Genomic DNA, 805 nt, shown 5'->3' with positions numbered 1-805 from the left:
TCGAAAGTTTGATACCATTACTGTTTGGGGACGAGATCAGTTAAAAGCTGAAAAATGTGCTGAAGATATAAAAAGCAATACTAACATAAATTGTAAGGTAGAATTAAATATTGAAAAAGCAGTTAAAGAAAATCAAATATTGATAAGTACTACTCCTAGTAAAGAATATTTAATAAAACAAAATTGGTTACAACAAGGTCAACACATTACAGCCATGGGATCAGATAATTCTGAAAAAAATGAAATTGATCCAAATATTTTTAAATCAATAGATCTGTTTGTGCCAGATCGAAATTCACAGTCCAAAAAATTAGGAGAATTAAGAACAGCTATAAAAGAAAATATTGTGAAAGAAAATGAAACCTTTCCTGAACTCGGTAACATTATTGTTGATCCAAATTTAGGAAGATCTAATGAAAATCAAATTACTTTATGTGATTTGACTGGAACTGGAGTTCAAGATACTGCTATTGCAACTTTAACTGATAAATTGGCTAAAGAAAAAAATATAGGAGAGATTATAGAAAATTAAGCTTTAGCTTCTTCTATTACTTTTGCAATTGAACTAATTAAAATATCTACCTCAGATTTATTAATACATAGTGGTGGTGCTAAACCTAAAATATCCCCTTGCGGCATTGCTCTTGCGATCACACCATTACTTAATAGTTGTCCTGCAAGTGTTGGTCCAAATTTTTTACTTGGGTCAAAAAATTTATGTGTCTTTTTATCTTCGACTAGCTCAATAGCTCCTAATAAACCCTCGCTTCTAACTTCTCCTACATGTGGAAGATCTGCAATTTTA

At 30.6% G+C, this 805-nt stretch carries 1 protein-coding gene and 1 pseudogene; one reads left to right on the top strand and one right to left on the bottom strand.

Annotation, left to right across the window (positions count from 1 at the left end; translation table 11 throughout):
* Positions 1-532 (top strand): annotated as a pseudogene (locus AMN99_RS01660) (ornithine cyclodeaminase family protein); the annotation flags it as partial.
* Here the strand turns inward: AMN99_RS01660 and AMN99_RS01655 are convergent.
* Positions 529-805 (bottom strand): aminotransferase class III-fold pyridoxal phosphate-dependent enzyme (locus AMN99_RS01655; protein ID WP_143323912.1); only part of this gene is annotated, 277 nt, incomplete at its 5' end. The pseudogene AMN99_RS01660 and the gene AMN99_RS01655 overlap by 4 nt on opposite strands.

The organism is Candidatus Pelagibacter communis (genome assembly GCF_001180225.1).
Taxonomy (GTDB): domain Bacteria; phylum Pseudomonadota; class Alphaproteobacteria; order Pelagibacterales; family Pelagibacteraceae; genus Pelagibacter; species Pelagibacter ubique_D.
This window is presented reverse-complemented; position numbering and strand designations above follow the sequence as displayed.